This window comes from Pseudomonas sp. Van50 (genome assembly GCF_055390755.1).
In genome coordinates this window covers 4,700,590-4,724,840 of record NZ_AP024343.1, presented here as the reverse complement: position 1 = coordinate 4,724,840, position 24,251 = coordinate 4,700,590, and the positions used below count along the sequence as shown (strand labels likewise).

Below are 24,251 nucleotides of genomic sequence, written 5' to 3'. Positions count from 1 at the left end.
TCAGTCATTTGTGGCTGACGTCCAGTTTGGTGTAGGTCACTTTCCCGCCTTCGTTGGAATAACCCTTGTTGTCCAAGGTGTAGACGCCGGCCTTGAAGTAGAAGTTATAGCTGTACCAGGACGAGTCCAACTTCACCTGTTTGCCCGTGTTGCCGATCAGCACCGAGAGCTTGCCTTGCTTGTCCATTTGCAGCGAATAGGAGAAGGCCTTGTTCAGCGGCACGTTTGGCACGGTGTAGATCACCGGGCTCTTCTTGTCCTTAGGCTTGACCCGGTATTCCACGTCGATATTGCCGGTGCCCTTGGCGTAGCGGTACACCAGTTTCAACAACGGCGTGGGGGCGTCCTTGGCGTGGATCTGCGCCACCACCACCCGGCCTTCGGAAGGCACCTGGTTCACCGCCAGGGTGCCCTTGAGGGTATTGGTGCCGCTGTTGTAGCGCCAGTTGCGCAGCTTGCCGTCCTTGCCGGTTTCCCGCAGCTCGGAGCGCGGGTATTCGCTTTTGCCGGTATGGGAACCGGTCACCGGCGCCCAGAAAACGATCCGCTGGCCGTTATTGTCGAAATACTTGTTTTTCAGGGTCGGCATGGCTTTGGTCGCCACGACCTGCGCCGGCGTTTGCACGGGCAGGGTAATGTTCCAGACAGTCAGGTCAATCACGAGAAAACCCTCCAACGGGATCGGCCGCTACCTGGCGGCCGTCAAGACAGAAACGGCCTTCCGTGGCGCAGTTTTCATGTTATCGACAAGGGGCTGTCTCGCTGGAGGCGCACCTGACGGATGGCTCTGCGGCGAGCCTTTCAGGCACTGAATTGGGCGGATAGGGTGTGTCAATTTATGACTGATCGGTTAGAGTACGCGCCGCCCGAGAGACGGATCCCGGGCGTCTTCCCATGGAGCGTTAAATGAACCACATCAGCAAAGTTGTCGCCTGCGCACTGTTCGGCCTGGCCCTGGCGGGTTGCACCGGCACCCCGATGAAAACCCAGCAATACGACAGCACCCAGTACACCGTTGTCGGCCACAGTGAAGCCAAGGCCACCGGCCTGCTGCTGTTCGGCCTGATCCCGATCCAGCAGAACAACCGTTTCGTGCGCGCCCAGACCGCGGCGATCAAGGCCAAGGGCGGCGACGCCATGATCAACACCCAAGTCCAGGAAAACTGGTTCTGGGCCTGGGTCCTGACCGGCTACACCACCTCGGTGTCCGGTGATGTGGTCAAGCTGAAAAGCGTTCAGTAACACCCTGCTTGAAAGGCAAGCGAGCCTGCCGGTTGTAAAGGTGCTTGCCTGTGGCGAGGGAGCTTGCTCCCGCTCGATCGCGCAGCGATCGCAAAAGGGCCGCTTCGCAGCCCAGCGGGAGCAAGCTCCCTCGCCACAACAACCCGATCATGCCGGCTCCTCGATCACTGTCCTCCCACCACCATATGCGTGAACGGCGCCACATACGCCTGCAATGTCACCAGCCCGCCCACCAGAATCGCCAGCACCACCGAGTGGAAAAACACGTAGCGCAGGATTTCGCCTTCGTGACCGTACCAACGGGTCGCGGTGGAGGCGACCACGATCGACTGAGCGTCGACCATCTTGCCCATCACCCCACCGGAACTGTTGGCGGCGGCCATCAACACCGGGCTGATGCCCAACTGCTCGGACGTGACCCGTTGCAAGCCGCCGAACAACACGTTTGAGGCCGTGTCCGAGCCGGTCAGCGCCACGCCGAGCCAGCCCAGCAGGGTGCCGAACATGGGGTAGAAAATGCCCGTGGCGGCGAAGGCCAGGCCCATGGTCGCGTCCAGGCCCGAATACCGCGTGAGGAACCCCAGGGCCAACATCGCGACGATGGTGATCAGCGAGTAGCGCACCACCCAGAGCGTTCGCAGGTAGTGGTGCACCAGTTGCGGAATGGAATAGCCCATCAGCAAGCCACCGAGAATCGCGGCCAGGAAAATGCCGCTGCCCGTGGCGGTGAACCAGTTGAACTTGTAGACCGCCTCCTCGGTTTTAGGCTGGGGCACCACGGGCGGGACTTTTTCGATCTGCTGGTGAATGGTGCCGAAGGTCACCAGGGGCGAGAAGATCGGGTTGGCCTCGCGCATCGGCTTGCCTTGGGGGTCAAGCTTGGCTGATTGGGTCTGCGGGTCCAGCGCCGGACGGGTGTCGAACAGGTTCTTGAAACCCTGGGTGCCCCAGGCGAAGACGAACACTGTGAGGATGATCCACGGCATCCAGGCCCGTCCCACGGCGGGGCGGGCGTCGTTGGAAAACGCCGCGCTGGCGGTGGGTTTTTCATCCTCGCTGGCGTCGATCTTCGAGTTGTCGACCCGCCCGGACAGCGCGGCGGAGGTGTGCACCGTGGCCGGTTTCCAGACCTTGAGGAAACCGGTGAGGCAGGCCATGGAAATCAGCGCGGCGATGACGTCCACCAGCATCGGCCCGTGGTAGTTCGACACCAGGAACTGCGGGATGGCGAAGCTGACACCGGCCACCAGGATCGCCGGCCAGACTTCCAGCATCTTGCGCCAGCCGGCGAAGGCCCAGATCAACCAGAACGGCACCAGCACCGAGAAAAACGGCAACTGCCGACCGACCATCATCGACAGCTCCATTTCATCCAGCCCGGTGACTTTGGCCAAGGTGATGATGGGCGTGCCCAGGGCGCCGAAGGCCACGGGCGCGGTGTTGGCGATCAGCGCCAGACCCGAAGCGGCCAAGGGGGAAAACCCCAGCCCGATCAGGATCGCCCCGGTCACCGCCACCGGCGTGCCGAAACCCGCCGCGCCCTCGAAAAACGCACCGAAGCAAAAGGCGATCAACAGCAGTTGCAGGCGCCGGTCGTCGGTGATGCGCGCGAGGGAGTCCTGCAGGACCTTGAACGAACCGTTCTCGGTGGTCAGCCGGTGCAGGAAAATGATGTTGAGCACAATCCAGCCGATGGGCAGCAGGCCGTTGGCCGCGCCATACAGCGCCGCAGACCCGGCCATGCCAGCGGGCATGCCGAAGGCGAAAATCGCGATCAGCAAGGCCGAGGCCAGGGCCAGCAAGGCCGCCAGGTGTGCCTTGACATGAAAGAACGCCAGGGACGCCAACATCACCACCACCGGAACCGCCGCCAGGAGCGTGGACAGCACCGCATTACCGAAGGGATCGTAGACTTGTTGCCAGACCATGTTCCACCTCTGCTTTTTATTGTTGGAAGTGCAGGCCCCAGGGGGGATTGGCAGAGAAGTATAGGCGGGGATTGACGAGGGGAATGGCGCAGAGGCCTGGGGTAAGACTCTGTGGCGAGGGAGCTTGCTCCCGCTGGACTGCGCAGCAGGCCCAAGTTTTTTGTTTAAGCACAAATTCTTGGGGCGGCTTCGCCACCCAGCGGGAGCAAGCTCCCTCGCCACAGGGTAAGTGGTGTGCTGGCTAGCGTGGGGGCTCACCTTCCTCCAGGCGAAGCCCGAGGCTCAAGTCATCGCAGCTTTGCGACCAGGCGGCCAGCCAGTCGGGCATGGCGGGCGATTGTTCGGCCAGGCCCAGCTCGCGGATGAACTCAGCCGGTGCAATCGTGCCTTTGGCCGAGCGGAACAGGCCGCGCATGATCACCACCCCGACCACACGTCCCTGGCTGATGAAACGGTGCTCCATGAACGTCCATTTTTCGTCCCAGCCGAGCAGGCGGGTGTGCACCTCGAACGCCTCGAACAGTTTCAATTCCCGCCTGAACTTGCCCCAGACATCCCCCACGATCGGCACCGCCCGGTTGCGCAACGCCACTTTGTAGGCGCCGCTGCGCAGCACGTAATCCATGCGTCCCACATCGGCCAACGTGAAGTAGCGTCCGTTGGTGACGTGGCGATTGAAGTCCAGGTCCAGCGGCCATACCTGCATGCGCACCACCGTGGTGCCCAAGGGCGCCGCCGGCTTGCGCCACGGGCGGCGGAACAGCATCAGCAACAGTCGGAACCAGAGATTCATGAGCAGGGCCGTGAAGAGGGAAAGCGGCGCACTCTAGACCCCCTGCAGGGAGCGGGCTAGGTGCGAAAATGACGATTTGCGTGGCAATCGCGCATTTGGGGCATGTTCGAGCGGCTTTTGTGGCAGCGAGCTTGGGCCCGCTGTGTGGCGAAGCCGTCCCAAGAGTTTGTGTTGAAACAAAGAACCTGGGCCTGCTGCGCAGTCCAGCGGGAGCAAGCTCCCTCGCCACAAAAGCGCTGCAGCGCTACAAAGGTGCAAGGCGCTCGTTCAGCCCTTCGCCGCCATCGCGGTCACTTCCACTTTCATGCCTTCAACCGCCAGCGCCGCCACACCCACCGCCGCACGCACCGGCCAAGGCTTGGCGAAGAAGCGTTTGTAGACCTCGTTGAACGCGGCGCGGTCAGCCATGTCGGTCAGGTAGATGGTCAGGTGCAGGACCCGGTCCATGGAACTGCCGGCGCCCTCCAGGGCCTTCTTGAGGGCTTGCAGTGTGCATTCGCTCTGCAGGGTGATGTCACCCAGTTCCAGGCTGCCGTCGGCGTGGGTGGGGATTTGCGTGGAAACCAGCAGGCCGCCGAAACCGGCGACGTCGGAGGAAATGGAGTCCGCATCCGGATCTGGAATAAACGTGATGTCTGGGTTGCTCATGCAAAGCCTCATGCTGGAAAAGAAAAAGAACCGCCGCAGTTTACCGTCCCTTGCTGCGTCGTTCCTGCATTCCTTTATCCGCATAGGACTGCGCCGCCGCGGGGCTGCGAATCAAAACCAGAGGCGTCAGCAGCGGCATCGTTCCCACAATGGATTTGTGGTGGGGCGGGATTTTCAGCTACACAGCCGAACCCCTGTGGGAGCGAGCTTGCTCGCGATAGCGGTGTATCAGCTTGCGGGGGTGTTGGCTGTGCTGACGCCATCGCGCGCGAGCTCGCTCCCATACCGTTGTGCATTGATGAAGTCCACGAACGCCCGCAGCGGCGAGGGCAGGTAGCGGCGACCGGGGTAGTAGAGGAAGGGCCCGGTGAAGCGCTGCCACCAGGGTTCGAGCACCGGTTCGAGGGCGCCGCTGTCCAGGTAGGGTCGCAGCCAGTCTTCGAACAGGTAGACGATGCCCAGACCGTCTACAGCGGCTTGCACCGACAGGTCCACCGCACCGCCAATGCGCGTGATCAACGGGCCGCTCGGGTCGACGCTGATGGTTTCGCCGCCACGCTCATACTCCCACAGCGGCATGGCGCCGCTGGGGAACTTGCCCCGCAGGCACGCGTGTTCCAGCAGGTCTCTGGGATGTTCCGGCCTGCCCCGGGCATCGAGGTATGCCGGTGCGGCGGCCGTGGCGAAGCGCTGGAAGCGGGGGCCGATGGGGAGGGCGATCATGTCCTGCTCAAGGCGTTCGTCGTAGCGAATGCCAGCGTCACAGCCGGCGGCGAGCATGTCGACGAAGCTCTCTTCGGTGACCACTTCCAGGCGGATGTCGGGATAGCTGTTCAGGAACGGCGTGATGATCGCCGGCAACACCAGCCGGGCCGCGCTGACCGGCACGTTCAGCCTGAGGGTGCCCGAAGGACGGTCGCGAAAGTCGTTGACCACGTCCATCGCCGCCTCGACCTCGCCCAGGGCCGGGACGATGCGTTCCATCAACCGGGCACCGGCCTCGGTCGGTACCACGCTGCGGGTGGTGCGGTTGAGCAGGCGCACGCCGAGCCGGCTTTCCATCCGGCGTACGGCATCGCTGAGGCTCGACGCGGACTTGCCGCTTACCCGCGCGCCTTCACGAAAGCCCCCGGCATTGACCACGGCCACAAAGGCCAGCAAATCTTGAATATCCGTTGCCATTGTTCTCTCCGCCGTACAGCCCGTGCCGATTGCACCTGATTATCAAGGGAATGGTCAACGCCTATAGTCGGCCCACTCACATTGATCCGAGGGGCACGAGATGAACATTGCAGGCAAGGCAGGCAGCTTTTTACTGGGCGATCGCACGGTCAATCGCATGGGCTACGGCGCGATGCAACTGGCGGGGTCCAACGTGTTCGGCCCGCCCAAAGACCCAGCGGCCGCCATCGCCGTGCTGCGCGAAGCCTTGGCGAGCGGGGTCAACCACATCGACACCGCCGATTTCTACGGGCCCCATGTCACCAATCGGCTGATCCGTGAAGCGCTGCACCCTTATGCCCAGGACCTGGTCATCGTGACCAAGGTCGGCGCCGTGCGCGGCGCCGATGCGTCCTGGAACCCGGCCCACAGCCCCGCCGAGCTGACCCGGGCGGTCCACGACAATCTGCGCAACCTGGGCGTGGAGGTCCTGGACGTGGTCAACCTGCGGGTGTGGGGCGATATGCATTCGCCCACGGAAGACGCCATCGAAGAATCGTTCACGACACTGGCGCAGTTGCAGAGCCAGGGCCTTATCCGTCACCTGGGCCTGAGCAACGTCACGGCCGCGCAGGTCAAGCAGGCCCAGGGCATTGCCAAGGTGGTCTGCGTGCAGAACCACTACAACCTGACCCATCGCGACGACGAACAGCTCATCGCCGACCTGGGCCGGCAGGGCATCGCCTATGTGCCGTTCTTCCCCCTGGGCGGCTTCACACCGCTGCAGTCGGAAACCCTTTCCAGCGTGGCGGCGCGCTTGCAGGCGTCACCGCTGTGCGTGGCCCTGGCGTGGTTGCTGCAACGTGCGCCGAATCTGCTGCTGATTCCCGGCACATCGTCCCTGGCGCACCTGCGGGAAAACCTCACGGCGAGTGAGCTGAAGATCCCTGCGCCGATGCTCGCCGAGCTGGACGCATTGGTCTAGTGGCCTGAAAGACCAGCGTCTCGCCAGCATCGGCGCTGAGCTGGGTTTCAGCGCCAGCGCCAACTGGCAGCCGATGTCCGGCGCAAGTTCGGGCGTGTATGACGCCGGTCAACCCGGCGTCTTGTCGGTTTCGTTGCGATGGTGTTCCGGCCAGCTGTCGACGGGGTGGGCACGGTCTTCGTTGAACATCTCCGTGAGCAGCGCATTGGCACGTCGGTAGGCGTCGTGGCGGAACGCGAGGTCGTCTTCCGGCTGGGCGACGATCTCCTCCAGCATCTTGAGGTTCAGCCGCCGGAACTGATCCGCCCGTTCACGCGCTTCGTAAGCCCCGACCCCCATGTGCTCCAGCGCACTGCGACCCAATGCCAGCGCACTCTCGAAGGTTTCCCGCTCGGCCGCCTCCACGCCCATCTGCCGCAGGGTGATGAGGTGACCCATGTCCCGCGCCCGCACGATCAGTTGCAACGCGGGGAAGTGCTCCTGGGCCAGCCGGGTCAGCGTCAGGTTGTCTTCCTGATTGTCGATCGCGTTGATCAACACCACCGCTTGGGCCGCGCCGGCCGCATGCAGCAAGTCCAGGCGGGTGGCATCGCCATAAAAGACTTTCACGCCGAACTTGCGCAGCGTCTCGATGTTGTCAGGGTCGTGATCCAATACCACCACCTCGACGCCGCAGGACATCAACAGGCGTCCGGCGATCTGCCCGAAGCGGCCGAACCCGGCGATGATCACCCGTGGGTTCTGTTGGTCAACGAGGTCGGATTCGCGTTTGTTTTTCCGGGTGACGGACTCGAAGCGATCCAGCAGCAGGATCAGCAAGGGCGTCAGGCACATGGACAAGGCCACCGCCAGGGTCAGGCTCTTGCCCCATTGATCGGTCAAGATGCCGGCCACGGTCGCCGCGCCGAACACCACGAAGGCGAACTCGCTGCCTTGGCCCAGCAACACCGCCTGCCAGGAGCGCTGGCCGGCGGGGACGTTGAGGAATCGGCCTGCCATCTTGATCACCAGCAGCTTGATCAGGATGAAACCCAGGGTCAGGGTGATGACTTTCAGCGGTGCGTTGACCAGGGTGCCGAAATCGATCGACATGCCGACGCCGATGAAAAACAGACCCAACAGCAGGCCCTTGAACGGCTCGATGTCGCTCTCCAGGGCATGTCGGTATTCGGAGCTGGCGAGCAGCACCCCGGCGAGGAACGCGCCCATCGCCATCGACAGGCCGGCTTCCTCCAGCAGAAAGCCGAAGCCGAACACCAGAAAAAGCGCGACGGCACTGAAAATCTCCCGCAAGCCTGAGCGTGCGGCGAAGCGTAGCAGCGGTCGCGTCAGGTAGCGCCCCAACAGCACGACGATGGCGATGGCGGCGACGATTTTGCCAATCGATAGCAGCAGCGCGGTGCCCGAAGGTGTGTCGCCGTGGGCCGACAACAACGGGATCATCGCCACCAGCGGAATGGCCGCGATGTCCTGGAACAGCAGCACGGCAAAGCTGCTGCGCCCGACCGCGGTGGCGGTCAGGTTGCGTTCGCTCATGGCCTGCATGGCGATGGCCGTGGAAGACAGGCTCAGGGTCAGGCCGACCAGCAACGCTGCCGTCCAGTTCAGGCCCAAAGCCGTGCAGAACAACCCAATGGCAGCGCCACAGGCGAGCATCTGCAGGGCACCGCCACCAAACACCATCCGGCGCAGGGCCCAGAGCCGTTTGGGGTCGAGCTCGAGGCCGATGATGAACAGCATCAGCACCACGCCGATTTCAGCGAACTCCAGGATGGCCTTGACATCGGTAATCAGCTTCAGCCCCCACGGGCCGATGATGCACCCGGCCAGTAGATAACCCAACACCGGGCCCAGGCCGAATCGAACGGCAATCGGTACGATCAGTGTCGCCGAGGCCAGGTAGATGAGCATTTCAATCAGGCTGTGAGTTTCCACTTCAATCTTCCTTCCAGGCGGCCAGGCGAGCGGCATAGTGTTCGATTTGGGCGTGCTGGGCATCCGCTTCGGCGGCATAGGCGCCATGCACGACGACCGGCTCCAGCCAGCGCATGCCGCAATAGATGGCCGTGGCGTGGAGGGGTTGGGTCAGTGCGGCAAAGCCTGGGTAGCCGCCGATCTGGAAATGCCCCTGATCGCCACCGGTGGTCACGGCCCACAGCAGGCGCTTGTCCTTGAGAACCGTGGCGCCTTTGCCATAGGCCCAGCCGTGGGTGAAGACTTTATCGATCCACAATTTCAGCAAGGGTGGGGAGCTGTACCAGTACATCGGGTGCTGGAGAACGACCAGCTCTGCTTGTTCCACCGCACGCTGTTCCGCCTCGACGTCGATGTCGAAGTCGGGATAAAGCGCATAGAGCGAACGTATGACCACGTCCGGATGGCTGGATGCTCGCTTGAGCATCTGCTGGTTGACCCGCGATTTGTCGGGGTAGGGGTGCGCGTAAATGATAAGAATCATCGGTGAATTCCTTGGTTTGGCTCCGTCGATTCTTGTCTGTCGTGGGCGCGAACGATGGCACTGGGTCGGGCGATACAAACAAGAGCGCCTTTCCGGGACAGGGTCAGGCCGGAAAGGCCGGACATCCTACCGAGGAAGGCGCCGATTGTTTAGCGTGGATCGACACATCGGGGCCTTCAGTCAAGCGGCAGCGAGACCCTGGCCTCCAATCCGCCACCCTTGCGATTGCGCAGGGTCAGCGTCCCGCCATGCTCCAGCACCGTCGCCCGGGCCGCCGACAGGCCGAGCCCGACGCCGCCAGTGTGCTTGTTGCGAGAACCTTCGATACGAAAGAACGGCGTGAAGACCTGCTCAAGGTATTGGCCGGCGATGCCCGGCCCTCGGTCGAGGACGCGGATGTCCACACGGTGGGCGTCGGCTTCGAGTCGAACCGTCGGCTCGCTGCCATATTTGATCGCGTTGTCGATCAGGTTGACCAAGGCGCGCTTGATGCCGATGGGCCGACCGACATACACCAAGCGCTGGGCACCTTCGAACCCAACTTCGGTGCCGGCGTCCTTGAGGTCATCGACGATGGTGTGCAGCAGTTCGGCCAGGTCGAACGCGGTGGCATGTTCGAGCCGGGCATCGTCACGGAAGAACGCCAGGGCTGAGTTGACCATCGCCTGCATTTCGTCCACGTCCCTGAACAAACGCGATTGCTGCTCGGCATCCTCGATGAACTCCCCGCGCAGGCGCATGCGGGTCAGCGGCGCGCGCAAGTCGTGGGAGATGGCGGCGAGCATCTGGGTGCGGTCCTGCAGGAAGTGCTTGAGCTGGGCCTGCATGGCATTGAACGCCAGGATCGCCTGGCGGATTTCGTGGGGGCCGATGACCGGAATCGGTGGCGCCTGGTGGTCGACGCCAAAGCGTCGGGCGCCTTCGGCAAAGCGTTCCAGCGGTGCGGCCAGGTGCCGGGTGGCGATCAGTGCGACAATCAACGTCGAGAGCAGGATCAGCGCGATGATGATCCCGTTGCGCGCCCATTCGCCCAGCCCCCAACTGCGCGACGGCACGGAGAAGATCACCCACGAATGGTCGGCCAGTTCGATGATCACCGCGTAGCGTGCATCCGGTTGGTCGGCCGGCCAGTCGCCCGGTTCGTAGGCTTCGATCCTGGCGTCCGGCCGGCCCAATTGCTGGCGCAGGAGCGCCGAACCTTCGCTGAACTCCGGGTCGTCGATCACCGGCAGGCGCGCCTCTTCATGTCGCTGCAACCAGTGCGCATTGAACGCCTGGTCGCTGGCGGCCGCGGCAATCGCGGGGCGTTGTTCGGGGGCGACGGAGTCGATGATGCGGGTGATGGCGGCGGCCTTTTCCATCAGGCCGGTTTCCATCAGGGGAGGGCGTGCCCAGGCACCGGCCAGCAGGCTGAACAGTTCGTTGAGGGCCAGCAAGGTCAGCATGGCGATCATGGTGGTCAGGGCGATCCAGCGCGCCACCGTGTCCCGTGGACGTTGAGTGCCCGAGCGCGCGGGTTTCATCGCTTCACCACGTGCGGGCTGAACAGGTAGCCGCTGTTGCGCACGGTGCGGATCATCGACGCACCGGTGATGTCGGTCTCCAATTTGCGCCGCAGGCGGCTGACCTGGACGTCGATGCTGCGGTCGAACGCCTCGAAGGTTTCGCCGCGGGCCAGGTCCAGCAACTGTTGGCGAGTCAGCACCCGGCGCGGGTGTTCGGCAAACACCAGCAGCAGTTCGAACTCGCCGGTGGACAGCGGGATCATGACCTTGTCCGGTGAGCGCAGCTCGCGGCGGGTGACGTCCAGTTGCCAGTTTTCGAACTCCAGGATGGGCCGGGAGGCGTCGCTCGACGCGGCCCTGGCTTCACCGGTACGCCGCAGCACGGCACGCACCCGGGCCAACAGCTCCCGCGCATCGAAGGGCTTGGTCAGGTAATCGTCCGCCCCCAGCTCCAGGCCGACGACGCGATCACTCAACTCGCCCATGGCGGTGAGCATGATGATGCCGACCGTGTGCTCGGCCCGCAGCCGTTGGCACAGCACCAGCCCGTTGTCGCCCGGCAACATGACGTCGAGGATGATCAGGTCCGGTACCCGGCGCTCCACCGCCTGCCACAGGGCATTGCCGTCGGCGGCCACATCCACGCTGTAGCCATGTTGTTCGAGGAACTTGCGCAAGAGGGCGAGGACTTCGAGGTCATCGTCCACCAGTAATAAATGGCTCACGGCGGGCACGCAGGGTAATGAATACAGGAGGGGATACTAGGGTCAATCCAGGGCCCGCGTCATATATTTCAACCCGGTAATAAAGTTGCCGGCGGGCAATATTCTGGAAATCTGCGGGCAAGAAAACGGCGGCAGGATGGCCTCAATGTCGGTCAGTTAAACCACCCACCAACACTGAACCCTGTGGCGAGGGAGCTTGCTCCCGCTGGGTCGCGAAGCGGCCCTAAAAAAAAGCGGTGAGCGCTTCGCACTCAAGCGCGAGCAAGCTCCCTCGCCACAGGGGGCGGTGTTTGGTTTTCGACCGGCCCAGGCAGCATCCCATTCCTCGCCGAGATAACCCTGTATGCCGATCACCAAGCCCGCTCCGTTGTTCGTTCGATCCACCGTCGTGGTTGTATTGGCGGCACTCGCCAGCGGTTGCTCCAGTACGCCCGCTGCAACGCCGGGCTCGTGCGAAAGCGCGACCTACACCGTTTACGATCCCGCAGAACCGGTTAACCGCGGCATATTCGCCTTCAACCGAACCGTGGATGACTATGCGCTGGCCCCGGTGGCCCGTGGTTATCTCAAGTTGCCGGAGATGTTCCAGGCCGGCGTCCACAACTTCGTGGCGAACTTCGGCGAGCCCAAGGTGTTCATCAACGACTTGCTGCAAGGCAATGGCCAACGCTCGGTCAACACACTGGGCCGTTTCGTCATCAACACCACTGCGGGCATCGTCGGGCTGATCGACGTGTCGGGCAAGCTGGGCATCGAGCGCCACAAGGCCGATTTCGGCCAGACCTTCGGCGTCTGGAACCTTGCCCCCGGGCCCACCGTGGAACTGCCGCTGCTGGGCAGCGCCAACCTGCGGGACGCGACGGGCAAAGTGCTGAGTTTTGCCGTCGACCCGTTCGGCGACAACAGCAGCACCGTCGACACCCTGGGCACGATCAACACCGTCGGCGGCGTTGTCGATGGCCGTGCCGAGGCATTGCCACTGACCGACGCGCTGCAGGCCGAACCGGATTACTACGCGGCGCTTCGCGATGCCACGGCGCAGCGGCGTGCCGATCTTGTCGCGCAGGGCAAGTTGGGAGCGGTGGAGGAGGGCAACCCCAGTGCCAGGATGGAGCCGCTGCCGATGAATAACCAGGCGCTGGTCTTGCATCGGCGAATGCGCTCGCTCGAGCCGGATGTATTGCACTGTCGTGAAGTTGAATTGTGCTTGGCCGAGGATGGTCGCCATGTGCTGCTCAACCGTTATGTCGAGTTGTATCGCCATGAACACGTCAGTTGGTGCGCCATCCAGCAGCATCGGGTGCCGCTGGCGAAGATGGTGCGCTGGTTGGTCGATAACGGCGAGCAGGTGAAGGATTAGTGGCAATTTGCTCTTGAATACAGCGGCACATCGGGGGCGGATGCCATGAAACATTTTTACATAATTACGCATGAATAATGGTTGTACGACGTCGTATCTAATATGTTCGACTGTGGCCGTTTCTCACAAAAAAAATAAACGGAGATTCCATCCATGACGAGCATTCCTTCCGCTGAAGGCAAGGCTGCGGCGCCCGTGCAAGGCCGTTTCGTGCGTCTGCTCAAGCTTCTCGGCCCCGGCATCATCGCGGTACTGTCCTGGCTGGGCGCCGGCGACCTGATCACCTCATCCGTGGCGGGGGCGAACTACGGCTACGCAATGATGTGGGTGCTGGCGGTTTCTCTGCTGCTGCGCTACTTGATCGTCAACATCATCGCGCGCTTCCAACTCTGCAATAACCAGGGCATGACCATCCTGCAAGGCTATGCCCAGCTCAATCCGTTTTTCGCCTGGTTCCTGCTGGTGTATGCGCTGCTCATGGGGCACCTGATGAATGCCTACATGATCAAGGGTGCTGGCGAAGCCCTGGCCATGTTGCTCAAGGTCGACTATCCACTGCTGTGTTCGGTGGCGGTGGTCTTGGCGGTGTGGATGCTCGTCGGGCGCAATATCTATTCGATGATCGAAGGCGTGATGAAAGGCCTGCTGGCGATCATGACACTGGCGTTCCTGGCCCTGGCGGTGATGTCCGGCCCGGATGTCGCGGGCATCGTCAAAGGCACCATCGGCTTCAGCATTCCGCCCGACGAAGGCGTGCACGGCGCGCTGCTGGTGGCCGTTTCGGTGATCGGTGCGGTGGCCGGCTCCATCGCCAACTTCGTCCATCCGTATGTCATGCGCCAGAAGGGTTGGGTGGGGCCTGAACACAAGCGTATCCAGCGTAACGACCTGCTGTTTGCGGTGTTCGTCGGGATCATCATCAACCTGGCGATCTGGATCGTCGGTGCGGAAATCCTGCGACCCAACGGCATCGAGGTCAAAACCCTGGGCGATCTGGGCAAGGCCCTGGAAATGTTCTTCGGCTCGATCGGTTGGTACGTGTTCTTCATCGGCGTGTTCGCCACGCTGTTCGCCAGCATCTCCGGCAAGACCACGGCGTTTCCGATGCTGATCACCGATGCCTTCCAGCACGTGCGGCCCGAGCGCCGGGAGCGCTACGGCAAAGAGTTCCACCATGATCCGATGCACAAATGGTTCATGCTGTTCATTCTCGTGACGCCGCTGATCTGGTCGCTCCCCGGCATGCCGGACTTCGTCACGCTGACCATCGGCGTCAACGCGCTGAATATCGTCGGCTTGCCGGTGATTTCCCTGGGCCTGCTGATCATGTCCAATCAGAAGTCCCTGCTGGGCAAGGAATATCGCAACAACCTGTTCGAGAACATCGCGCTGATGTTTGCCACGGGCCTGGCGTTGTGGGTCGCGTTCCAGCTGGGGGTCGATCTGTTTACCTGAGGCCCGGCCATCTGCAACTTTCGGGGGACTGCTAGACTTTATCGTCCAGTCCCTTTCGGAGAAGCGGAATGAACAATAAGAACAGGATCTGCCTCTGGTACGACGGCAATGCCCACGAAGCTGCGCAGTTCTACGCCAAAACGTTTCCCGACAGTGCGGTGAACGCCGTCTATCAGGCCCCGAGCGATTATCCGTCGGGCAAGGAGGGTGATGTGATCACGGTGGATTTCACGGTGATCGGCATCCCTTGCATTGGCCTCAACGGCGGGCCGGTGTTCAAGCACAGCGAGGCTTTTTCATTCCAGATTGCAACTGAGGACCAGGCCGAAACGGACCGCTTGTGGAACGCGATCATCGACAACGGCGGCCAGGCCAGTGCCTGTGGCTGGTGCAAGGACAAGTGGGGCTTGTCGTGGCAGATCAGCCCGCGTGTGTTGCTTGAAGCGGTCGCCAGTCCTGACAAGGCCGTCGCCAAGCGGGCCTTCGAGGCCATGATGACGATGACCAAGATCGACATTGCGGCGATTGAAGCGGCGGTGAAAGGTTAGCCGGCGCAGCACTTCCATTCCCTAGTGGGAGTGAGCTTGCTCCCACACTGGATCGTTGGTGGCTTCGATTTTTCGGCCTGTCCGAATCCCCTGTGGGAGCGAGCTTGCTCGCGAAGGCGCCGGCACAGCCAACAGTGATGCAAGCTGACCCACCGCTATCGCGAGCAAGCTCGCTCCCACACTCGATATCACGGGGTGGCCTCAGGCAACCTGGCAATCACCTTGATCTCGAACTGAAAACCATACAACCACGTCACGCCCACCGCCGTCAGTGTCGGATGCGGCGCGCTGCCCCAGAATTCGGGCACAACGCTCCATACCCGTTCGAAGGTCGACTCGGGATCGACCATGAACACCGTCACATCCACCACATCGTCAAAGCTGCAATCGGCCGCGGCCAGGATCGCCTTCAGGTTGTTGAACGCCAGCCGCACCTGAGCTTCCAGGTCGGGTTCCGGCGAACCGTCGGCGGTGCTGCCGACTTGCCCCGACACGAACAGGAAACCATTGGAACGAATCGCCGGTGAATAGCGATTGCGCTCATACAGTGCCTGGCGTCCGGGCGGGAAAACTACATCGCGCTGTGTCATTAAATATCTCCATCAAAGAGTGGGTTCCAAACGATGAACTCACTCTAGGGGCTTGTGTCCGGGGGATAAACGAGCAACCTTGGCGATCACTGTTTGTAAATTCCAAACAATCGGATCGATACCCGAGGCAGAAATGGATCGTTTTGATGCGATGCAAGCGTTTGTGCGAGTCGTGGAGGCGGGCAGCTTCACCAAGGCGGCGGAAACCCTGCACATGAGCAAGACCACCGTGACCCAATTGGTGCAGCAGCTTGAGGCACGGTTGCGGGTCAAGCTGCTCAACCGCACCACGCGCAAGGTCAATGTCACCGCCGACGGTGCCCTTTATTACGAACGGGTGATTCGTTTGCTGGCCGACATGGACGATGCCGAGACCAGCGTCTCCAGCGCCCAGGCGCTACCCCGCGGGCGTCTGCGGGTGGACGTGCCGAGCCCGCTGGCAGTGATGATCCTGGTACCGGCCTTGCCGGCGTTTTATGAACGTTATCCGGACATCCAGATCGACATGGGCGTCAGTGATCGCATCGTCGACATGATCGATGAAAGTGTCGATTGCGTGGTGCGCGGCGGTGAGCTGATGGATCAGTCGCTGGTGGCCCGGCGCGTCGGCGATCTTGCCCTCGGCGTCTTCGCCGCCCCGAGTTACCTGGCACGGTTCGGGCGGCCCGCGCATCCGCGCGAACTGGAAGATTCGCACCATCGCACCGTGGGTTTCCTGTGGGCGCGCATCGGTAAATCCCTGCCTTACGCCATGCGCCGTGGCAGTGAGCTGCTTCACGTCAAAGGGCGCTACGCCCTGGCCATCGACGACGGCAACGCCTACCTCGCCGCCGGCCTGGCAGGGTTGGGCGTGCTCTGGTTGCCGGAGTACATGTCCCGGCGTCACCAGGCGCAAGGCGAGTTGGTGCCGCTGTTCGAAGACTGGCACCTCGACCCGATGCCGCTCTACGTGGCTTACCCTCCGAACCGTCACGTCAATGCCAAGCTGCGGGTGTTCATCGATTGGGTGGTGGAGCTGATGGCGCAGCATGCGCCTATCATTGATCGACCGGTTTCGTGAAGTTTATCTGTCCAGTTGTAGAGGAGATGCGCAATGGACCCATTCACTGGCGGTTGCCTATGCGGCAATGTTCGACTTGAAGCTGCTGGGCGCCCGTATCGCGTCGGTGTCTGTCATTGCCTCGATTGTCGCAAGCATCACGGGGCACTGTTCTACGCGGCGGCCGTGTTTCCCCAGGATGCGGTGACGATCGAGGGCGAAACCCGGGACTACGCCGGGCGATTTTTCTGCCCTCGCTGTGGCTCGTCACTGTTTGCCCGCTCTGGCGACGAAATCGAAGTGCACTTGGGGATTCTGGATGCTCCCGGTCAACTGATGCCCACCTACGAAAGCTGGACCGTGCGCCGTGAGTCCTGGTTGCCGGCGTTTCCGCTCACCCGATGCTATGCCCATGATCGTGAGGGTACGGGGCGGTCTGAGGAATAGATGCAACGGGTTCTACCGTCATCGCGAGCAAGCTCGCTCCCACAGTTGATCTTGGGTGCGCGCCAATTCCGGATTCACCCTGTGGGAGCGAGCTTGCTCGCGATGACGGCAGCTCATTCAACACCCATGCAAGCGGGCCCGCCGCTTTCGCGAGCAGGCCCCTCACAACCGATCCAGGTGTTATTCCTTGAGGAAGGTCAGCAGATCCTGGTTCAGTCGGTCCTTGTGCGTCTCGGTCAAGCCGTGCGGTGCACCAGGGTAGACGATCAGTCGGGCGCCTTTGATCAGCGCCGCCGAGGCCCGGCCTGCAGCGTCGATGGGCACGATCTGATCGTCATCGCCATGGATGACCAGGGTCGGCACGTCGAACTTCTTCAAATCGCTGCGGAAGTCTGTCGCCGAGAACGCCGCAATCGAGTCATAGGTATTCTTGCTGCCACCCTGCATGCCCTGCATCCAGAACGATTGGATCAGCCCCTGGGATGGTTTGGCACCCTTGCGGTTGTAGCCGTAGAACGGGCCCGAGGCGATGTCCAGGTACAGCTGCGAACGGTTCTCCAGGGACGCCTTGCGCAGGCTGTCGAACACCTCGATAGGCAAGCCACCGGGGTTGGTGTCTGTCTTGAGCATCAACGGTGGCACCGAAGAAACCAGCACGGCTTTCTTCACCCGACCGGTACCGTGGCGACCGATGTAACGCGCCACTTCACCACCCCCCGTCGAAAAGCCCACCAGCGTCACGTTCTTGAGGTCCAGCGCTTCAATCACCGCCGCCAGGTCGTCGGCGTAGTGGTCCATGTCGTTGCCTTCCCAAGGCTGGCTGGAGCGACCATGACCGCGACGATCGTGAGCAATCACCCGATAGCCTTTCGAGGCGAGGAACATCATCTGGCCTTCCCAGCTGTCGGAGTCCAGCGGCCAGCCGTGGCTGAAGGTCACGACCTGGCCATCACGCGGGCCCCAGTCCTTGTAATACAGCTGAACGCCATCCTTGGTGGTGATGTAGCTGGCGGACTGGACCACGCTGCCGACCGCAGACACGCTTGCAGCGGCTTGGACCGACGATGCGGCCTCGGCGCTGAGGGTAGCCAATGCCAGGGTCGCGACAGCCAGGGTGCGGTTGAAGGTGTTCATTGTGTCTCTCTCCATAAGGTCGGTTTGATCTGCGGCGATCGTCATCGATCGCGTTGGTGGGCAGATTAGAGAGAGAGGCCGATGACGAGAACGGCGTGGGCATCGATAGCAACTATAGGAAAATCGGATAGCTGCACTTCGCTTCGGTTGCCGTGATCAGTGGTGGCGAGGGCGCTTGCTCCCTCGCCACCACGTACTGTTCAAGCGCCCTGAAGTCGCCCTCAACCAAAAGAGGGCATCGGTCCCAACGAATTAAAGATCCACACGACCACCGCTACGGCCGCCAGCACCGCAACCACAATGCTGATAAACACCCATTTAAGGATTTTCAACCCTTTCGACGGCTGGGACGCAGGGAAGAGAGCCTCTTCCGAGAGCCTCATTTTTTCGGCGCAGCGCGGGCAAGCAGCGTTTTCGTCAAGAATGACGGACCTGCATTGATCACAGATTTTCATGGGGCGAGGCTCATAAGAAGGGGGGGCCATCATGGGCGGTGATGATGCGTTGAAACGACCAGGGATCGATAGGATTCATACCGGCTGGGTTCCAGGGAGGAGGGCGCAAGGGGAGCGCCGCGTATCCGGTCGCGCTGATCCTACACCAAGGTCCGGAGGCTGCTAAGGGGCGGAATGTAGACTGCGTCAACTGTCAGGCAAGTGTTTGGGTCTATGCTTACCTTGCCCCTCTTGAATCAGGCCCCCCATGCACGAACACCGAACGGTCCACAAGGAGTACGCGTGAGACATTCGATATCGGTTGCAGCGCTGCTTTGTCTCTTGCTCGGCACGGTTGCCAGGGCCGAGCAGTATCAGATCGTCACCGAAGAATGGGCACCGTACAACTATCTGGAAAACAACCGGCTCACCGGCATGACCACCGAGATCGTCCGGGCCATCATGGCGCTGACCGGGGATGACTTCGAGGTGTTGCTGCAACCCAGCATGCGTGCCACCCAAATACTCAAGCACCGCCCCAAGACCATCATGTACTCCCTGTTTCGCACGCCGGAACGCGAGTCGTTGTACAAATGGGTCGGGCCAATCGTGGAAGAGTCCATCCACCCCTATCAACTGGCCAAGGCGCCGCCGGTGAACTCCCTGGAACAACTGCTGCACGCCCCACAGATCACCACGCGACATGCCGGTCTGGTGCCGACGATGCTGTTGTCGTTGGGCTTCAACAACCTGGACAAAAGTGCCACCGAAAGCAAGCTGCTCTATCGCATGCTGCTTGCCGGGCGCACCGACATCATCGTCGGCGACACCGATGCGGGCGTGGTCTACTACAGCCGCCAGTTGAATATCGCGCCGGGCACGCTGCGGAAAATTCCTATCGAGCTTTATCGTTCGTCGTTGTATATCGCTTTTAGCTTGGACTCTGAAGACGAAGTGGTCGCGGCATGGACCAAGGCTTTGGAGCAGTTGCGGCGATCAGGGGAGCTGGGGCGGATTCAGCGGCGGTATGAGCAATAGAAGAGCGGAGCCGGCGCAATGCCCGCCTGACGACGGGGTGCAGAAAACCGCTCCGCGATCCACTCAGCCACCACAGTCGCAACTGAGCCCGCGATGATGGATCAGCGCGTATAGGGGCCTTGCAAGTTCACCTGATTGCCAAGGAACCAGCCAAACCAACTGGCGACACCGAGCCAGGGATCGGTCCGGGCCATGATGTCCATCAGGTTGACGTTCAGTGTGCCGGTGAGGTCCGTCATCATCGCTGTCGTTGGATAGCTTTTGACGATATTGCTGTCGCTCCAGATGATCGCGAACTCGTAATACGTCCCCTCGACATAGGTGCCCTCGGGTGCCCTGGGAATGGTGAGTGTCGAGTAAGCATCATATCCACTGCCGCTGAGCGGGTCGGGGCAGGCCCAGGCGATTGCCCAGAAGAGCGGCATCAGGTTCTGGTAGGCCTGCAACATCAGCCCGTTGGCCATGGCGGTAGCGGTGGAGCTGTCGCCGTCCGAGGTCGAGGAGCCGCCGTTGTTGCCAGTGGGTATCGGCAGGTTGCCGTTGTCGGCGTAGTGGTAGAAGTTCATCAGGCGCCCGTGGTCGCTGACGATGGTCGTGTAGAAGTTGCTTAGGCTCGTGTTGCTCGCTTCGAAGGAGTCGGCGACCTGCTCCCAGTACTGGCCGATGGTGATCGAGCTGGACGTTCCGTCGAGGCTGCTGGTGATCACCCGGATGACATCGGTCACGGCAACCACCGCAAGATTGGCCCAGGGGGCGACGGCTTCGGGGAAAAACCACACCAGCGAGTAACCGAGGTCCTTGAGCAGTTGGACGAAGTCCAGCAGCGTGCTGTCGTCGGTCTTGGCCTGCATGTTGGCGATCGCGCCGCTTATCAGGGTATTGGCCGTGCTCTGGGCGGTATTCAGGGTGCCTTGGGTGTAGGTGTAGAGCGATTGAAGTTGTTCGACAGCGCTCATTTCCTGCCAGACCGTATAGATGATCTGGAGCCAGTCATCGGCGGCCACACCCGTCGGCGCAGCGGGGGCGGTGGGAGAAAAGCTGTAGTTGCCACTGGCGTCGAACTGCAACCAGGTGGCGAGCTCGGTGGTGACGGTGTTCGGGGACCAGTCCGGGGACGTCGCAAGCCCACGTGGATCGAGTGGATCGTTGGAATTCGCGCCATTGATGATGTCGCCGAGTGTAACGCACAGCGCCGAGTAGGCATTGTTGAAATCAGGCCAGGCCATGGCGGGTTGATCGACGATGGATTGCAGCAAGTCCATGGTTGGCTGCTGTGGCGCGAAGCAGATGACGACGTCGTGAGTAAAAATGGTGTACCAATCGCTTTCCACGTCGTACCTGGCGGAGCAATAGCCAAAGGTGCCCGCGCCGCACACACCACCGTAGCGCATGGCCCAACGGTTGGCCGCGACGGCCAGAACACTCATGTTCGAGTCCATCAGGTTCGCGCTGTCCAAGGGTTCGAGAATGCCCGCCAGGATCTGATCCATCAGTGCCGCACGACCCGCCTTGAGTACCTGGATGCCGGGGGTGTTGCTGAAGACGTAGACGCCTCGGTAGTTCTGCCCATTCTCGACCGCCATCTCCCAGCTCGGGATGCCGGCCACGTAGGCGTTACCGTTGGCGTCGCTTTGCGTCAGGGCATAGGCATGGGCGGCAGCGGCCCAACGCCGCTCGTCAGGATCGCCGGTCTGGTTCGAAGTCAGCGTGAGGGGCGGCTGATTGCCGTAGGCGCTCGCCAACGCGGCGTTGAGTTCGTCGTCGCTGGGCTGCAGCAGCGTGACCTGGGTGCCCACCGGGAACAGAAACGCCCCGACGACGGGATTGCCGTTGTCGTCAGAGCCGGTTTCCCACGATGGGATCGCGAACGCGTAAAGCGGGTTGCCGTCATCATCCTGCTGGCTCAGCGCCCAACGAAGAATGCCGTTTGCCCAGTAGCGGTAATCGATGAAGGAGCCGGTCAGCGGAGGATTGATGTCCGAGAGCATCTGGAGCACGTCACTTTGCAGAATGTTCTGCCAGACAACCGCCACGCCGGTACTTTCGATGCCGCCATTGGTGGGTGGAACAGCGGCAAATGCAGGGGCGATGGCACGTTTCGTATGCTCGGAATCGTCGAGATTGAACATGAGAGATATCCCTATCTGCGAGGCAACGTCGTGTTTGGGTGATGCGCTTGTGCGTGCAGTGACGTGACGGTGCTGTGAAGTCTAGTCCGGTATTTGTACTTGGCGAGTGAGCCGGGCGTCGGCGAAGCCCCTGTAGTCGCGCAATGTCGTTACACATGCGGCTCTGCCAGTTTTCGTACAGTCCCTGGTGTCTCGAGAAATTTGTGGCTTTAACTGGCCAGAGTGATCACACCCTGGGCCGCGAGGACGAGATCGGCTGCCCGCTCGCCAATGACCACACAAGGCGCCATGGTGTTGCCGACGGTGATTCGGGGCATGACCGAGGCATCCGCGATCCGCAATTTCTCGATGCCATACACGCGCAACTGATGGTCGACCACAGACATTTCATCTCGGCCCATTTTCGCGGTGCAGGACGGGTGCCAATAGGACACGGCAGAATTGCGGATGAACTGCTCCATGGCGCGGTGCGCTTTCGGCCCGGGCACCACCTCGCGCTTTACCAGGTCGTTGAAGGTGTCGCTGTTGCCGAGTGCCCTGCAGAGGTCGATCGATGCAAACGCCGCCGCCATATCCTCGGGCGCGCTCAGCGAATTCGGCTCGATGAGTGGAGCATCCGATGGCCCGGCGCCTGACAGGCGCAAGCGCCCACGACTGATCGGCCTGGCCAGCCCTGCGAACATCGTCCAACCCTGTTGCGGTGGCTGGATACCCACTTCAGCAGGAGAGGGCACCGCAAATTCAAGCTGGCAGTGCAGCAGGTCTGGCGCGTCCAGGCGACTGTCGCTTTTCCAGTACAACGTGGTTTCACAACCGCCGCCACCCACCGCCTGGGGTTGCAGGTACTCCCAGGTACAGCCAAAGGCAACATGATCCTGAAGATTCTGACCCACACCGGGAAGGTGACTGATCGGGACGATGCCATGGGGGCGCAGTTCACTCTCCGGGCCGATGCCTGACTGCATGAGCACCTTGGGCGTGTTCACCGCGCCCATGGACAAGACGACTTCGGCTTCGGCATAGAAGCAGTGCCGTTGCCCTTCGATGATCACTTCGACACCGACCGCCCTTGTGCCGCTAAGCAGGACACGGGCCACCAGCGCGCCGGTGAGGACGGTCAGGTTCGGTTGGTGCAGCCGTGGTCGGACATAGGAATCGTAAACGGATTCGCGCCTGCCCTGGTTGATGCGTAGATCGGTGATCGCGGCCCCGCCGGGGCCTTCCATCATCGCTCCGTTGGGACTGTCATATCGGGGGATACCCAAACGACTGGCCGCTTCCAGGGTTGCCCAGGCGAGGGGTTGAGGCGAGGCCGGCTGCTCGACATGCACGGGGCCACCTGAACCACGCCGTGCGGCATCCGGGCTGCCGTGCCAGTTCTCGATCCTGCGGTAGTAATCCAGCACCGAATCGTATCCCCAGGCGCAGTCGCCGGACTCGGCAGCGAAGTGATCCCAGTCCGATCGATGCCCGCGTGCCCAGACCATCACGTTGATGCTGGAGCCACCTCCAAGTCCCTTGCCCATGTTCAAGGAAAGACGACGCCCGTTGAGGTGCGGATTGGGTTGCCCTGCGAATGCCCAGTCGCGCTCTGAACCGAGGTTCAGCGGCCACTGCGCCGGCTCTGCAACTTCAGGGCCGGCGTATTCGCTGCCTGCTTCAATCAACAACACGCGTGCGTTGTCCTGTTGGGCAAGACGGGCCGCAACCACGCAGCCCGCCGTACCCGCACCACACACGATGAAGTCGTAGTTCCGATCACGCCGATGATTCATGCGTCCGTCCATATCGATGCAGCGGTTGGGCTCAGGGTTATCGGGGGTGTCGTGCCGCAGCGATCACTGCTCGCCGACGCTTTTCACGGCCTCTAGAATCACCTTGGCCACTTCGGCCGGCTGCGACTGCTGGGGCACGTGGCTGGTGTGCACCTGCGCCAGGGTGGCGCCGATACGCTTGGCGGCGGAACGCTGGACATCGGGATGGATCATCCGGTCCTCGGTGGCGAGCAGATACCAGGACGGTTTGGTCTTCCAGGCAGAGACGGTCGTTTTGTCCTCGAACGCGGATGCCTTGATGGGGCCTTGCGTCGCGGTCATCACGGCGGTCTGCGCCGCTGGAAGATCCTGGGCGAAGTCCTTGGCCATGCCTTCCGGGGTCAAGTAGAGGAAACCGTTGCCGTCAGCCTTGATCTGACTGATGCCCGGGGGCGTGGGCGCGCCTTTGCCTTGTTCGCCGCTGGTTTGACCGGCATCGGGAGCGAAGGCGGCGACGTACACCAGGGCACGGACTTTCTTGTCGCTGCCGGCCTGGGTAATCACGGTGCCGCCCCAGGAATGACCGACCAGTACGACCGGGCCCGGCTGATTGTCCAGCGTTCTTTGCGTGGCAGCGACATCGTCGGCAAGCGAGGTGAGCGGGTTTTGCACGACCGAAACGGCGACCCCCTTGGCTTGCAGAAGCGGCACGACCTTGGCCCAATCGGAGCCGTCGGCGAATGCGCCGTGTACGATGACCACCGAAGGCGTTGTATCTTGGGCCTGGCTGATACCGGCGGCCAATGTGCTTGCGAGGGCGAAGGCGACGGTGACGGCTTTTGATCTGAATGTTTTCATGGGATGAACTCCTGTGTGGG

At 62.0% G+C, this 24,251-nt stretch carries 23 protein-coding genes and 1 pseudogene; 9 read left to right on the top strand and 15 right to left on the bottom strand.

What is annotated here, in order from left to right; genetic code table 11:
- Positions 1 to 4: 4 nt before the first annotated feature.
- Positions 5 to 661, bottom strand: a complete 657-nt coding sequence (locus tag ACZ5M5_RS19915; RefSeq protein ID WP_103310624.1) for a polysaccharide lyase family 7 protein — start codon at positions 659 to 661, stop codon at positions 5 to 7.
- A 245-nt stretch (positions 662 to 906) separates the two neighbouring features.
- On the opposite strand from ACZ5M5_RS19915, the gene ACZ5M5_RS19910 reads away from it, so the two are divergent.
- A complete protein-coding gene (locus tag ACZ5M5_RS19910; RefSeq protein ID WP_060741587.1) occupies positions 907 to 1,242 on the top strand; it encodes a hypothetical protein in 336 nt (111 codons plus the stop codon).
- Between the two features lie 164 nt (positions 1,243 to 1,406).
- On the opposite strand, the gene ACZ5M5_RS19905 is transcribed toward ACZ5M5_RS19910, so the two are convergent.
- The 4 genes from ACZ5M5_RS19905 to ACZ5M5_RS19890 form a co-directional block, all read right to left on the bottom strand.
- A complete protein-coding gene (locus tag ACZ5M5_RS19905; protein ID WP_464737875.1) occupies positions 1,407 to 3,170 on the bottom strand; it encodes an L-lactate permease in 1,764 nt (587 codons plus the stop codon).
- 241 nt (positions 3,171 to 3,411) lie between these two features.
- Entirely contained in the window at positions 3,412 to 3,963 is a 552-nt protein-coding gene (locus tag ACZ5M5_RS19900; protein WP_464737874.1) for a thioesterase family protein, read from the bottom strand.
- Between the two features lie 267 nt (positions 3,964 to 4,230).
- On the bottom strand, positions 4,231 to 4,611 hold the full coding sequence (locus ACZ5M5_RS19895) for a RidA family protein (RefSeq protein WP_060741590.1): 381 nt from the start codon (positions 4,609 to 4,611) through the stop codon (positions 4,231 to 4,233).
- A 228-nt stretch (positions 4,612 to 4,839) separates the two neighbouring features.
- Positions 4,840 to 5,793 carry a LysR family transcriptional regulator gene (locus tag ACZ5M5_RS19890; RefSeq protein ID WP_060741592.1) on the bottom strand — a complete coding sequence of 318 codons (954 nt, stop codon included), beginning with the start codon at positions 5,791 to 5,793 and terminating at the stop codon, positions 4,840 to 4,842.
- Positions 5,794 to 5,893: 100 nt separating this feature from the next.
- Between ACZ5M5_RS19890 and ACZ5M5_RS19885 the strand changes: the two genes are divergently transcribed.
- Complete coding sequence (locus ACZ5M5_RS19885) at positions 5,894 to 6,757, top strand: aldo/keto reductase family oxidoreductase (protein WP_464737873.1); 864 nt, start codon at positions 5,894 to 5,896, stop codon at positions 6,755 to 6,757.
- A gap of 108 nt (positions 6,758 to 6,865) precedes the next feature.
- Here the strand turns inward: ACZ5M5_RS19885 and kefC are convergent, their stop codons facing one another.
- The 4 genes from kefC to ACZ5M5_RS19865 all read right to left on the bottom strand — a co-directional run bounded on the left by kefC (position 6,866) and on the right by ACZ5M5_RS19865 (position 11,445).
- Positions 6,866 to 8,692, bottom strand: coding sequence for a glutathione-regulated potassium-efflux system protein KefC (kefC, locus tag ACZ5M5_RS19880; RefSeq protein WP_060741594.1), 1,827 nt, complete (start codon positions 8,690 to 8,692; stop codon positions 6,866 to 6,868).
- A 1-nt stretch (position 8,693) separates the two neighbouring features.
- On the bottom strand, positions 8,694 to 9,215 hold the full coding sequence (gene kefF / locus ACZ5M5_RS19875; protein ID WP_464737872.1) for a glutathione-regulated potassium-efflux system oxidoreductase KefF: 522 nt from the start codon (positions 9,213 to 9,215) through the stop codon (positions 8,694 to 8,696).
- Positions 9,216 to 9,391: 176 nt separating this feature from the next.
- Positions 9,392 to 10,738, bottom strand: a complete 1,347-nt coding sequence (locus ACZ5M5_RS19870) for an ATP-binding protein (protein ID WP_464737871.1) — start codon at positions 10,736 to 10,738, stop codon at positions 9,392 to 9,394.
- The gene (locus tag ACZ5M5_RS19865) at positions 10,735 to 11,445 is read right to left on the bottom strand and encodes a response regulator (protein WP_092197771.1); all 711 of its coding nucleotides are present in this window, start codon (positions 11,443 to 11,445) and stop codon (positions 10,735 to 10,737) included. The genes ACZ5M5_RS19870 and ACZ5M5_RS19865 overlap by 4 nt, the downstream gene beginning before the upstream one ends.
- A gap of 343 nt (positions 11,446 to 11,788) precedes the next feature.
- Here ACZ5M5_RS19865 and ACZ5M5_RS19860 point away from each other — a divergent pair.
- From ACZ5M5_RS19860 to ACZ5M5_RS19845, 4 genes and pseudogenes are all read left to right on the top strand, one after another.
- A pseudogene (locus ACZ5M5_RS19860) lies at positions 11,789 to 12,576 on the top strand (MlaA family lipoprotein).
- Positions 12,569 to 12,805 (top strand): hypothetical protein, encoded by a 237-nt coding sequence (locus ACZ5M5_RS19855; protein WP_060741598.1) that lies wholly within the window; start codon positions 12,569 to 12,571, stop codon positions 12,803 to 12,805. Before ACZ5M5_RS19860 ends, ACZ5M5_RS19855 begins: the two are co-directional and overlap by 8 nt.
- A gap of 153 nt (positions 12,806 to 12,958) precedes the next feature.
- Positions 12,959 to 14,260: an Nramp family divalent metal transporter gene (locus ACZ5M5_RS19850; RefSeq protein WP_060741599.1), complete on the top strand. Its 1,302-nt coding sequence runs from the start codon at positions 12,959 to 12,961 to the stop codon at positions 14,258 to 14,260.
- Between the two features lie 68 nt (positions 14,261 to 14,328).
- A complete protein-coding gene (locus ACZ5M5_RS19845) occupies positions 14,329 to 14,808 on the top strand; it encodes a VOC family protein (protein ID WP_060741600.1) in 480 nt (159 codons plus the stop codon).
- A 188-nt stretch (positions 14,809 to 14,996) separates the two neighbouring features.
- Here the strand turns inward: ACZ5M5_RS19845 and ACZ5M5_RS19840 are convergent, their stop codons facing one another.
- Positions 14,997 to 15,398 (bottom strand): RidA family protein, encoded by a 402-nt coding sequence (locus ACZ5M5_RS19840; protein WP_103310784.1) that lies wholly within the window; start codon positions 15,396 to 15,398, stop codon positions 14,997 to 14,999.
- Positions 15,399 to 15,531: 133 nt separating this feature from the next.
- Here ACZ5M5_RS19840 and ACZ5M5_RS19835 point away from each other — a divergent pair, with 133 nt between their 5' ends.
- Both ACZ5M5_RS19835 and ACZ5M5_RS19830 read left to right on the top strand, forming a co-directional pair.
- Positions 15,532 to 16,458 carry a LysR family transcriptional regulator gene (locus ACZ5M5_RS19835; protein WP_464737870.1) on the top strand — a complete coding sequence of 309 codons (927 nt, stop codon included), beginning with the start codon at positions 15,532 to 15,534 and terminating at the stop codon, positions 16,456 to 16,458.
- Positions 16,459 to 16,491: 33 nt separating this feature from the next.
- On the top strand, positions 16,492 to 16,884 hold the full coding sequence (locus ACZ5M5_RS19830; protein ID WP_060741603.1) for a GFA family protein: 393 nt from the start codon (positions 16,492 to 16,494) through the stop codon (positions 16,882 to 16,884).
- Positions 16,885 to 17,064: 180 nt separating this feature from the next.
- Here ACZ5M5_RS19830 and ACZ5M5_RS19825 read toward each other — a convergent pair whose 3' ends face one another.
- Positions 17,065 to 18,018: an alpha/beta fold hydrolase gene (locus tag ACZ5M5_RS19825; protein WP_464737869.1), complete on the bottom strand. Its 954-nt coding sequence runs from the start codon at positions 18,016 to 18,018 to the stop codon at positions 17,065 to 17,067.
- Positions 18,019 to 18,239: 221 nt separating this feature from the next.
- Positions 18,240 to 18,473 (bottom strand): hypothetical protein, encoded by a 234-nt coding sequence (locus ACZ5M5_RS19820; protein ID WP_060741605.1) that lies wholly within the window; start codon positions 18,471 to 18,473, stop codon positions 18,240 to 18,242.
- Between the two features lie 282 nt (positions 18,474 to 18,755).
- On the opposite strand from ACZ5M5_RS19820, the gene ACZ5M5_RS19815 reads away from it, so the two are divergent.
- Entirely contained in the window at positions 18,756 to 19,490 is a 735-nt protein-coding gene (locus ACZ5M5_RS19815) for a substrate-binding periplasmic protein (protein WP_060741606.1), read from the top strand.
- A 101-nt stretch (positions 19,491 to 19,591) separates the two neighbouring features.
- Here the strand turns inward: ACZ5M5_RS19815 and ACZ5M5_RS19810 are convergent, their stop codons facing one another.
- From ACZ5M5_RS19810 to ACZ5M5_RS19800, 3 genes are all read right to left on the bottom strand, one after another.
- Positions 19,592 to 21,619, bottom strand: coding sequence for a hypothetical protein (locus ACZ5M5_RS19810; protein ID WP_464737868.1), 2,028 nt, complete (start codon positions 21,617 to 21,619; stop codon positions 19,592 to 19,594).
- Positions 21,620 to 21,828: 209 nt separating this feature from the next.
- A complete protein-coding gene (locus tag ACZ5M5_RS19805) occupies positions 21,829 to 23,394 on the bottom strand; it encodes a GMC family oxidoreductase (RefSeq protein WP_464737867.1) in 1,566 nt (521 codons plus the stop codon).
- A 63-nt stretch (positions 23,395 to 23,457) separates the two neighbouring features.
- Entirely contained in the window at positions 23,458 to 24,231 is a 774-nt protein-coding gene (locus ACZ5M5_RS19800) for an alpha/beta hydrolase (RefSeq protein WP_060741621.1), read from the bottom strand.
- Between the last annotated feature and the right edge of the window lie 20 nt (positions 24,232 to 24,251).

Coding starts and splice junctions, on each gene's coding strand:
- ACZ5M5_RS19810 (WP_464737868.1), bottom strand. CDS start 21,619: ATGTTCAATCTCGACGATTCCGAGCATACGAAACGTGCCATCGCCCCT.
- ACZ5M5_RS19830 (WP_060741603.1), top strand. CDS start 16,492: ATGGACCCATTCACTGGCGGTTGCCTATGCGGCAATGTTCGACTTGAA.
- ACZ5M5_RS19895 (WP_060741590.1), bottom strand. CDS start 4,611: ATGAGCAACCCAGACATCACGTTTATTCCAGATCCGGATGCGGACTCC.
- ACZ5M5_RS19910 (WP_060741587.1), top strand. CDS start 907: ATGAACCACATCAGCAAAGTTGTCGCCTGCGCACTGTTCGGCCTGGCC.
- ACZ5M5_RS19855 (WP_060741598.1), top strand. CDS start 12,569: ATGAATAACCAGGCGCTGGTCTTGCATCGGCGAATGCGCTCGCTCGAG.
- ACZ5M5_RS19835 (WP_464737870.1), top strand. CDS start 15,532: ATGGATCGTTTTGATGCGATGCAAGCGTTTGTGCGAGTCGTGGAGGCG.
- ACZ5M5_RS19870 (WP_464737871.1), bottom strand. CDS start 10,738: ATGAAACCCGCGCGCTCGGGCACTCAACGTCCACGGGACACGGTGGCG.
- ACZ5M5_RS19845 (WP_060741600.1), top strand. CDS start 14,329: ATGAACAATAAGAACAGGATCTGCCTCTGGTACGACGGCAATGCCCAC.
- ACZ5M5_RS19890 (WP_060741592.1), bottom strand. CDS start 5,793: ATGGCAACGGATATTCAAGATTTGCTGGCCTTTGTGGCCGTGGTCAAT.
- ACZ5M5_RS19905 (WP_464737875.1), bottom strand. CDS start 3,170: ATGGTCTGGCAACAAGTCTACGATCCCTTCGGTAATGCGGTGCTGTCC.
- kefF (WP_464737872.1), bottom strand. CDS start 9,215: ATGATTCTTATCATTTACGCGCACCCCTACCCCGACAAATCGCGGGTC.
- ACZ5M5_RS19900 (WP_464737874.1), bottom strand. CDS start 3,963: ATGAATCTCTGGTTCCGACTGTTGCTGATGCTGTTCCGCCGCCCGTGG.
- ACZ5M5_RS19825 (WP_464737869.1), bottom strand. CDS start 18,018: ATGAACACCTTCAACCGCACCCTGGCTGTCGCGACCCTGGCATTGGCT.
- ACZ5M5_RS19885 (WP_464737873.1), top strand. CDS start 5,894: ATGAACATTGCAGGCAAGGCAGGCAGCTTTTTACTGGGCGATCGCACG.
- ACZ5M5_RS19850 (WP_060741599.1), top strand. CDS start 12,959: ATGACGAGCATTCCTTCCGCTGAAGGCAAGGCTGCGGCGCCCGTGCAA.
- ACZ5M5_RS19820 (WP_060741605.1), bottom strand. CDS start 18,473: ATGAAAATCTGTGATCAATGCAGGTCCGTCATTCTTGACGAAAACGCT.
- ACZ5M5_RS19805 (WP_464737867.1), bottom strand. CDS start 23,394: ATGAATCATCGGCGTGATCGGAACTACGACTTCATCGTGTGTGGTGCG.
- ACZ5M5_RS19800 (WP_060741621.1), bottom strand. CDS start 24,231: ATGAAAACATTCAGATCAAAAGCCGTCACCGTCGCCTTCGCCCTCGCA.
- ACZ5M5_RS19840 (WP_103310784.1), bottom strand. CDS start 15,398: ATGACACAGCGCGATGTAGTTTTCCCGCCCGGACGCCAGGCACTGTAT.